We start from the raw sequence: 9172 nt of genomic DNA, 5'->3' as shown, positions 1-9172 counted from the left end.
AAAAAAGAGACAATTTTAGGCTATACCTAACCGAAATTCATCTCCCACTTTCACTTCGTTTAGAAGTGGGAGACTTCTTTCGGAAAGATGTTAAACAAATATTCCGCCACTAACAAGTTCGACAGCATAAACCAAAACAAATATTGGTCGTTAGAAAACACGGTGATCAGCGCGTTGCGGAACATATGGCGCCATAGCACTGCCGTTTTTGACAATCCTTTCGCTAGCGCATATTCGACGTATGGCTTGTCTTTTTCCTCCGTAAACGCAAGAAATGTCATTTGGAACAGCAGAATGGAAGGCAAAATGGAAATCATGACAATCGGCAGCACGTATACATTGTCAAAACCGGCAACAGGATTGACAATAAGCAAATCTGTCTTTTTAAACACCCAGATGACAAACAGTTGCGTAGAAAAAATAAAAATAACATCGGGGATCGACTCAAGAAAAAACGCGATTCCTTTAACCATTTTTTGCAGCGGACGCGGAAGCAGTTAGACACAACTAACCAATGGAGGCGCAGTTTTTATATGACTAAATAAGTTTAGAAACTCAATTAGCTGCAGTAGGGCTTATCTTGAAGGGGGAATTTTATTCCCGCTATATTTGGATTTTATCCGGCTTTAGCAGATTCCTTCTTCTATGACTAGTTTGGCGACATGAAGGTCTCCTCTTTTAGTTCCAAATAAAAAATCGAGAAAAGCACCTTTAGGTACCTTTCTCGATTCCCTTCAATCCTATTTCCTTCTCCCTAATTGGAATCCCATCCTCGTTGCCAATCAAACTGAATTGAATTTGTTTCGCTTCGATACGATCGCGAGTATAAGGCTTTTTTTGTCACTTAACAACAGCCTTTCCGACCAACGAACCGCTCACTCCACCGTCACGCTCTTCGCCAAGTTGCGCGGTTTGTCGACGTCGCAGCCGCGGTGCAAGGCGGCATAGTAGGCGATCAGCTGCAACGGCACGACGGAGACAAGCGGCGTAAGATCCGGATGGACGGCCGGGATGATGAAGCGGTCGCCGTCGCCTTCCAGGCCGCGCATCGAGATGACGCACGGGTTCGCGCCGCGGGCGACGACTTCTTTTACGTTGCCGCGAATGCTCAAATTTACGTGCTCTTGGGTGGCGAGGGCGATGACCGGCGTGCCGTCCTCAATCAAGGCGATCGTGCCGTGTTTCAGCTCGCCGCCGGCGAACCCTTCCGCTTGGATGTACGAGATCTCCTTCAGCTTCAGCGCGCCTTCTAGGCAGACATAGTAGTCAACGGCGCGGCCGATGAAGAAGCAGTTGCGCGTCAGGGTCAAGTAGTCGCTCGCGATGTTCTCCATTTCCTCTTTCGCATCGCACAGCATTTCCATCACATTGGCGACGATGGCAAGCTCTTTCGTCAAGTCAAAGTCCAGCTCAAAGCCTTTCGCTTTCGCCGCCGCGGCGGCCAAAATCGCAAGTACAGCAATTTGCGCCGTATATGCCTTTGTCGAGGCAACGGCGATTTCCGGGCCGGCGTGCAACAGAAGCGTATAATCGGCTTCCCGCGACAGCGTCGAACCTGGGACGTTCGTGATCGTAATCGCTTTATGGCCGAGTTTGTTCGTTTGCACGAGCACGGCGCGGCTGTCGGCCGTTTCGCCGCTTTGCGAGATAAAGATGAAGAGCGGCTTTTCCGACAACAGCGGCATGTTGTACGAAAATTCGCTGGCAATATGCACTTCCACCGGAATTTTCGCCCACGATTCGATCAACTGCTTGCCGACGAGACCTGCGTGGTAGCTCGTTCCGCACGCGACAATGTACAGGCGGTCGGCGTTCAGCACTTCGTTGATGATCGCTTGGTCGATCGTCAATCCGCCGTTTTCGTCTTGGTATTTTTGAATGATGCGGCGGATGACGAACGGCTGCTCATCAATTTCTTTCAGCATATAATGCGGATACGTCCCTTTTTCAATGTCGCTCCCATCGAGTTCGGCCGTAAACGGCTTCCGTTCGACTGTTTCACCGTTTAGCGTTTGAATCGTGACGTTCTCGCTCGTGACGATGACGAGCTCCCCATCCATCAGTTCGACGAATCGATTCGTCACTTGGAGCATCGCCATCGCATCGCTCGCCACGACGTTAAACCCATCGCCCAATCCGACAAGAAGCGGGCTTTTGTTTTTCGCCGCATAGATCGTGTTTTCGTCTTGTGCATCGATCATGGCGATGGCGTACGATCCTTTTAGCAGCGAGAGCGTTTTTCGGAACGCCTCTTTCGTTGCCAGTCCGTCGTTGACGAACTTCTCCACGAGCTGGACGATCACTTCCGTGTCCGTATCGCTTTGGAATGTGACATCGGCCAAGTAGTCGCGCTTGACCATTTCATAGTTTTCAATGACACCGTTATGCACGAGCGTAAAACGGCCGGAAGCGCTTTGATGCGGGTGGGCGTTCAATCGGCTTGGCGCCCCGTGCGTCGCCCAGCGTGTATGGCCAATGCCGACCGTCGCGTTGACGTTCGGGTCGACGATGCGGCGCAAATCGGCGATCCGTCCTTTTTCCTTAAACACATGCACGCCGCTTTCGTTCAATACGGCGATCCCCGCTGAATCGTAGCCGCGATACTCGAGTTTTTCCAATCCGCGCAATAAAATTTCCTTCACATCTTGATAACCGATATAGCCAACAATGCCGCACATGGCAAATGTTCCTCCTTTTCATCTTGGAGGCTGCCGCTAACGAGAACCGTCTTTCCTGTTCAGTTGTCAAAGAACATGTTCGGGGTCTCGCCGATCCACGGGCGGCAGACTCCCTGTCTATATTCGCGCGATGACATCCTCCCCTTTGTGCAAAGGGTCACCCCTTTGTTTTAAGAGAGGACTTGCGGCTGTCATCGCTCCAGCCGGGAGGCATCCGCCGAAAACCTCGATAAACCTCCTCCTCGTCAACTAAGCGTTCTTCCGTCCAACGCTTAGTCCAGGCGCTTTGTGATCGTTAAAACCGATGCAACAACCAATCACCTTGTTGCTTTGTTGGCCATGCCCACGGTTGCGACAAGCCATCACTTTACCATGTTCCGCTCTTCGCCCTTCCATCGCCTCCTTTCAAGAAAAAGGCAACAACGTTAATATTACAGGACATTCCCAGCGGCGTCAACTATTTATATAAATACCCTATGCATAAACGAAAGGGAACGTTCCGTCTATGCATAGGGTGGTTGTCCAAGCAATCGGTTATTCCGCTCCCATTTCACGGCGGACAACATCCGCGATCCGCTCAACGTAGGCGCGGCACGCTTCCTCGGTTTGGGCCTCCGCCATAATGCGCACAAGCGGCTCAGTCCCCGATGGGCGGACAAGAACGCGGCCGTTGCCGTTCATCTCTGCCTCCACTTCCTGGATCACGTTTTTCACTTGTTCGTTTTCCATTGCTTTTTCCTTATCGGCCACCCGGACGTTCACAAGCAGCTGCGGGTATTTTTTCATTTCCCCCGCCAATTCGGAAAGCGGCTTGCCTTTGATTTTCATGATGTTGACAAGCTGGAGCGCCGTCAACATGCCGTCCCCCGTCGTGTTGTAGTCAAGGAAGATGATGTGTCCGGACTGCTCGCCGCCAAGATTATAGCCGTTCTTCTTCATTTCCTCGACGACATAGCGGTCGCCAACGGCCGTTTGTACACTTTTGATTCCCTGCGCCTCAAGCGCCTTGTAAAACCCAAGGTTGCTCATGACGGTCGAGACGACGGTTTGGTGCTTGAGGCGGCCGGTTTCTTTTAAATATTTGGCGCAAATGTACATAATCTGGTCGCCATCGACGATGTTGCCGTTCTCATCGACGGCAATGAGACGGTCGCCGTCCCCGTCAAAGGCGAGCCCGACATCAGCTCCTTTTTCTTTGACAAACGCCGCCAACGCTTCCGGATGGGTGGAACCGACCCCTTCGTTAATGTTGAGCCCATTGGGCGAAGCCCCCATTGTCACGACATCCGCATCCAAATCGGCAAATAGGTAGGTCGCCAGCGATGACGTCGCCCCGTGCGCGCAGTCGAGGGCGATTTTCATCCCGGAAAAATCTTCTTCATCGATCGTTTGTTTTAAATACTGCAAGTATTTTTGCCCGCCTTCAAAATAGTCGTTGACTTGCCCAAGCCCAGCCCCGATCGGCCGCGGCAGCATATCCTCCGCGCTGTCGATCAGCGCCTCAATTTCTGCTTCTTGCTCATCCGACAGCTTGAACCCGTCCGGGCCGAAAAATTTAATGCCGTTATCTTGCACCGGGTTGTGGGAGGCGGAAATCATGATGCCGGCCTGCGCTCCAAGCGCCTTCGTCAAATAGGCGACACCTGGCGTGGAAATGACGCCAAGGCGCATCACTTCCGCCCCGATCGACAAAAGCCCCGCGACAAGGGCCCCTTCCAACATATGGCCGGAAATGCGGGTGTCGCGCCCGATCAGCACTTTCGGGCGCTCAGCGCTTTTGGTCAGCACGTATCCGCCGCAGCGGCCGATTTGAAACGCCAACTCTGGCGTCAATTCACGATTTGCGACTCCTCGTACACCATCAGTGCCAAAATATTTGCCCATTCGTTCACTCTCTCCTTACTATGCAGTTTATTGTGCAGCCGCTTTTTCGCTAATCTGGACCATCGCCGTTTCCACCGACGGCTGCCATTGGACTTGTTCAGGGTGGTTCCATTGAATGGGAACTTGATGTTCGCCGGTGTCAAGTCCACCGACATCGACATACAAACGAATATCGTCTTTTGTCAACCCGCGGACGACATCGGGCGGACCGACAAGGCGGACCGTAATTTTGCCTTCAAGCGGTTTGACAAATTCGGCTTTGTATGAATCCGGCAAGCCGACGACAGCGATCGGCACGTCTTTCCACGTTTGCGTGACGTCTTTTTCCACATCAATATGGACCTTGATTTTGTCTGGGTTGACGCTTTTTGCGCCATCGGGAAGCGGAACGTCGAGCTCTACCGTCGCATCATCAGTAATGTCGTCCAAATCAACGGTCAATCCTTCCAGCTTGTCAATATGGTTCAACACTTCCTTCGGTCCATAAATCGTGACCCGATCCGGCTCCGGCGTGACGCTGACAAGATGCACACCATCCGGCAGCTCTCCGGTTGTCTGCACTTGAACCGGCACCGTCTTGCTCGGGCTTTTCACCGGCACGGTTACTTCCACCGACGATGGCTCTGGCTCAATATCCAACTCATTTCCCCGTCGATCGTACACTCGAACGCGCGCTTCTCTCGTCAGCGTTTCCGTCGCCCCATCTAAGTCGACGATGGCTTTGACAAAGGCAATCTCGTCGATTCGTTCCTTCGCCCCGGTAATCGTCACGGCATCTGGTTTCACCGTCGGTTCTCCAACGGAATAGCCATCCGGCATTTTGTTTCGATTGAAAAATTCAACACCGACCGGAAACTGTTTCGACACTTTTTCACGAATCGTCACTTTGGCCGAGGAAGGCTGAATCGTCACTTTCAACTTGTCGGAGATGTCCCTGTATTTGATCGGCACCGTGTATGTCCCTAATGGCAATTCCGTTAAATCGACATACACCTCGAAATTTCGTTGTAGAGCCGTCGGCTTGACAATGCTGGCGGGTCCTTGGAGCGTAACGTTCACGTATTTCGGGACACCCGATACGACCAAGTTGTTTTCATCATAGTAAGCGACCACCGGAATATCGACCAACGTTTCCGTATCTTCCTGGCCAAACGTGTTGCGCGTCTCACCAGTTTTCGCCCCGACATTGGCCGACATATACAGCATAATCGCCAGCAATAAGGAGACAACGCGAATAAACCAAGGATGGTCCATCAACTTATCCATGTTTCTTCCCCCTCCACTGCCAACGGGAAGAAGCAGGCGCCTTCGTCGCTGGAGCAAGTTCGCCGGTCAACAGCTCCCGAAACTCATCGATCGTTAAATCGCGGTACAGCTCGCCGTTTTTCGTCAACGATACTGCTCCCGTCTCTTCCGACACGACGACGGTGACGCTGTCCGTCACTTCGCTGATGCCGAGCGCCGCCCGATGGCGTGTTCCGAGCTCTTTCGAAATAAACGGACTTTCCGATAATGGCAAATAACAGGCCGCCGCAGCGATTTGGTTTTTTTGAATAATGACCGCCCCATCATGAAGCGGCGTGTTCGGAATGAAAATATTAATGAGCAGTTCCGGCGATACATGAGCGTTTAACATAATGCCGGTTTCGACATAATCGTTCATTCCGGTTTCCCGCTCAATGGAAATCAGCGCGCCGATGCGTCGCTTCGCCATATACTCGGTCGCTTTGACAATGGCTTCCACCATTCGCATCCGCTCTTCCTCTTCATTGACCGTATTGCGGGTGAACAGCCGTCCGCGGCCGAGCTGCTCAAGGGCGCGCCGCAATTCTGGTTGAAAAATGATGATGATCGCGAGAAATCCCCAAATGATCGCCTGATCCATCAGCCATTGCAACGTCGTCAATCCGAGGTAATTGCTCACGAAACGAACCAAAATAATTAAAAAAATGCCTTTTAACAACTGAATGGCCTTCGTCCCGCGAATCATCATGATCAACTTGTAAATCACATACCAAACGACAAGGATATCAACCACTTTTAACAAATATGACACGATGGGGAGCTCTCCGAAGGACATCTTCACACTTCCTTTATCTCTAATTCCAATCTGTTGATGGCCACGGAAAAAGCCATCGAACGATGGCTGCCATCATTCAATCGATTGGAGCGCACGATTGAACCTTTCTTTAATATTATACCAAATCCATTCAAACACTTGATTAATTTCCTCCACTTCCCCTGTCACTTGCCCGGCGGACGCCATATATTTCTTTCCATGGATCACAGTCACGTCCCCATCAACCGTTCCTTCAATCCGAATCGAGCCATTGCGGACGACAATATCTCCTTTGACCGTTTCTCCTTTCGGCACGATGACAGTATGATCGCGGATGATGACATGTTCATCAGCTGAGACGGAAAACGCGCCTCTTTCCCCCCATGAAGAGGCTAAGCTGCCGAAAGTAAGCGCGAAAAACAACGAGGCAGCCGTAAGCAGCGGATGACGATGCAGAAAACGGCGCAGCCGCGCGGTCTTTCTCTCTTTCGGCATCGCCTCCATAACCTTGGCTGCAAACGACGGCGGCGCCGCAACGTGGGCGGCATATTGGAGGAAAGCAACCGTCTTTTTCAGCTCGTGAAAATGGGCAGCGCACGCAGCGCACGAACGCAAATGTTCTTTCAGCTGCTGCTCTCCTTCTGGCTGGAGATCTCCATCAAAATAGCTGTGCATGAGCAACACGATTTCTTTCGGACATTCCATAGTCTCCCACCCTCTTATAAATGACCCAATTGCCTGCGCAACGCTTCACGGCCGCGATGCAGCCGCGTTTTCACCGTGCCGACCGGCAACCCTAAAATCTCGCTGATTTCTTGCAACGACAAATCTTCCATATATTTCAACACGATCACGCTTCGATACTTTTCTGGCAACTGCTCAATCGCTCGCTGCACCGTCTCTTGCAGCTCCAGGCTTTCCACTGCCTCCTCCGGGGATGTTTCGCGGGAAGGAAGCTGAGCCTGCATCGTCAACCCGTCCGTGCCTCCGACCTCTTCATCTAAATACACGTCCGGCTTCCGTTTCCGCAATTTATCGATCGTCAAGTTCGTCGCGATTCGGTACAGCCAAGTGGAAAACTTCATTTCAGGATTGTACGTATCAATATGGATGTAGGCGCGGATGAACGCCTCCTGCGCCGCATCTTCCGCCTCATGCCGATTGCCCAACATTCGATAGCAAAGACGGTAAATCTTGTCCTTATACAAATCGACAAGATCCGCGTATGCGTTTTGATCCCCTTTTTGGATCGCCTTAATTCTCTTTTTAATAAATAGATCCATAAAATACAATACCCCCGCCTCACGGCTTACTGTATATTACGGCGCTCGATCAAGAAAAGTTTCATGCAACATATTTATTGTATCATACAACGGAAAAAGAGGGGACTCCAAACAAATGGCAGCCCCTCTTTCACAAACAGCGGGAACAAATCATCATCATATCCGTGAATCCCGCAACCAACCCTCTTTGCCCACATGCATTAAATGAGTTTTTCACCAAACAACGACCCCATCAGCGCTACAGCCACTGATGCTGTTTTGTTCCGCTCATCCAAGATCGGGTTCACTTCGACAAATTCCGCTGAAGTGATGATTTGTGCCTCGGCCAGCATCTCCATCGCCAAATGGCTTTCGCGGTATGTCAATCCTCCAATGACAGGCGTTCCGACTCCCGGTGCGTCGCTTGGGTCAAGGCCATCCAAGTCAAGCGACAAATGAACGCCATCCGTTCGTTCTTTTAAATAGGCGATCGTTTCTTCCATCACCCTTGTCATTCCGAGCCGATCAACCTCATGCATCGTGTAAATTTTGATTCCTTTTTCGCGAATAAACTTCTTCTCCCCTTCATCAAGGGAACGGACGCCGATCAACACGACATGTTCCGGCTTGATTTTGGGGCTGTATCCGCCGATTTGCGTCAGCGCCGGATGGCCAAACCCGAGGCTCGCCGCCAGCGGCATGCCATGAATGTTTCCAGACGGCGACGTTTCCGCGGTGTTGACGTCGCCATGCGCGTCATACCAGATCACTCCAAGCCGCTCATAATGTTTCGCCACCCCGGCGAGCGTGCCAATGGCGATGCTATGGTCGCCGCCCAACACAAGCGGAAATCGCCCCCGCTGAACGACTTGGTCAACCGCCGCCGCAAGTTTCTCGTTCGCTTCCGCAACCGCTTTCAAATTGCGCAACCGTGAATCTCCTTGCTCGTGCAACCGCTCTGCTTTTCCAATCGGAATATCTCCCAAATCTTCAATATCGTAATGAAGACGTTCCAGACGTTCGATGACGCCTGCATAACGCATTGCGCTCGGCCCCATATCAACGCCGCGGCGTGTCTGCCCTAAATCCATCGGAACCCCGATAATTGAAATTGGCTTCATGCTGTCTCCCACTCCTTTCCGGTTCCTGTTACGTCTTTATTGTAGAGGAAAGAAAGGGGATGACTCAACTTGACAAAATTTTGAATATTTATACCGATATAACAAAAAAGAGCAGGCTGCTTTTGGTTGTCAAGCAGTCTGCTCTTGATGGAGCCTATCGGGATCGAA

General features: G+C 51.4%; 8 protein-coding genes. All 8 read right to left on the bottom strand.

Features of this window, described 5'->3' with window-relative positions; all coding sequences use genetic code 11:
- Positions 1-59: 59 nt before the first annotated feature.
- Positions 60-482 carry an ABC transporter permease subunit gene (locus I656_RS08670; protein WP_255348553.1) on the bottom strand — a complete coding sequence of 141 codons (423 nt, stop codon included), beginning with the start codon at positions 480-482 and terminating at the stop codon, positions 60-62.
- A 393-nt stretch (positions 483-875) separates the two neighbouring features.
- Positions 876-2678, bottom strand: a complete 1803-nt coding sequence (gene glmS / locus I656_RS08675; protein WP_020754912.1) for a glutamine--fructose-6-phosphate transaminase (isomerizing) — start codon at positions 2676-2678, stop codon at positions 876-878.
- A gap of 534 nt (positions 2679-3212) precedes the next feature.
- The gene (gene glmM, locus I656_RS08680) at positions 3213-4562 is read right to left on the bottom strand and encodes a phosphoglucosamine mutase (RefSeq protein WP_020754911.1); all 1350 of its coding nucleotides are present in this window, start codon (positions 4560-4562) and stop codon (positions 3213-3215) included.
- A 27-nt stretch (positions 4563-4589) separates the two neighbouring features.
- Complete coding sequence (locus I656_RS08685; protein WP_015373736.1) at positions 4590-5828, bottom strand: YbbR-like domain-containing protein; 1239 nt, start codon at positions 5826-5828, stop codon at positions 4590-4592.
- On the bottom strand, positions 5821-6642 hold the full coding sequence (gene cdaA / locus I656_RS08690) for a diadenylate cyclase CdaA (protein WP_014194616.1): 822 nt from the start codon (positions 6640-6642) through the stop codon (positions 5821-5823). Before cdaA ends, I656_RS08685 begins: the two co-directional genes overlap by 8 nt.
- Before the next feature lie 72 nt (positions 6643-6714).
- Complete coding sequence (rsiW, locus tag I656_RS08695; RefSeq protein ID WP_015373735.1) at positions 6715-7326, bottom strand: anti-sigma-W factor RsiW; 612 nt, start codon at positions 7324-7326, stop codon at positions 6715-6717.
- Between the two features lie 14 nt (positions 7327-7340).
- Positions 7341-7904 (bottom strand): RNA polymerase sigma factor SigW, encoded by a 564-nt coding sequence (gene sigW, locus I656_RS08700; protein ID WP_020279758.1) that lies wholly within the window; start codon positions 7902-7904, stop codon positions 7341-7343.
- 200 nt (positions 7905-8104) lie between these two features.
- On the bottom strand, positions 8105-9004 hold the full coding sequence (rocF, locus tag I656_RS08705) for an arginase (RefSeq protein ID WP_033005491.1): 900 nt from the start codon (positions 9002-9004) through the stop codon (positions 8105-8107).
- Positions 9005-9172: the final 168 nt, after the last annotated feature.

The organism is Geobacillus sp. WSUCF1 (genome assembly GCF_000422025.1).
Taxonomy (GTDB): domain Bacteria; phylum Bacillota; class Bacilli; order Bacillales; family Anoxybacillaceae; genus Geobacillus; species Geobacillus zalihae.
The sequence above is the reverse complement of the archived record's forward strand: the minus strand, read 5'-3'. Positions and strand labels throughout refer to the sequence as shown.

Bases quoted from the DNA above. Each gene is read 5' to 3' on its own strand.
- glmS (WP_020754912.1), bottom strand. From the start codon at position 2,678: ATGTGCGGCATTGTTGGCTATATCGGTTATCAAGATGTGAAGGAAATT.
- sigW (WP_020279758.1), bottom strand. From the start codon at position 7,904: ATGGATCTATTTATTAAAAAGAGAATTAAGGCGATCCAAAAAGGGGAT.
- I656_RS08685 (WP_015373736.1), bottom strand. From the start codon at position 5,828: ATGGATAAGTTGATGGACCATCCTTGGTTTATTCGCGTTGTCTCCTTA.
- glmM (WP_020754911.1), bottom strand. From the start codon at position 4,562: ATGGGCAAATATTTTGGCACTGATGGTGTACGAGGAGTCGCAAATCGT.
- cdaA (WP_014194616.1), bottom strand. From the start codon at position 6,642: ATGTCCTTCGGAGAGCTCCCCATCGTGTCATATTTGTTAAAAGTGGTT.
- rocF (WP_033005491.1), bottom strand. From the start codon at position 9,004: ATGAAGCCAATTTCAATTATCGGGGTTCCGATGGATTTAGGGCAGACA.
- rsiW (WP_015373735.1), bottom strand. From the start codon at position 7,326: ATGGAATGTCCGAAAGAAATCGTGTTGCTCATGCACAGCTATTTTGAT.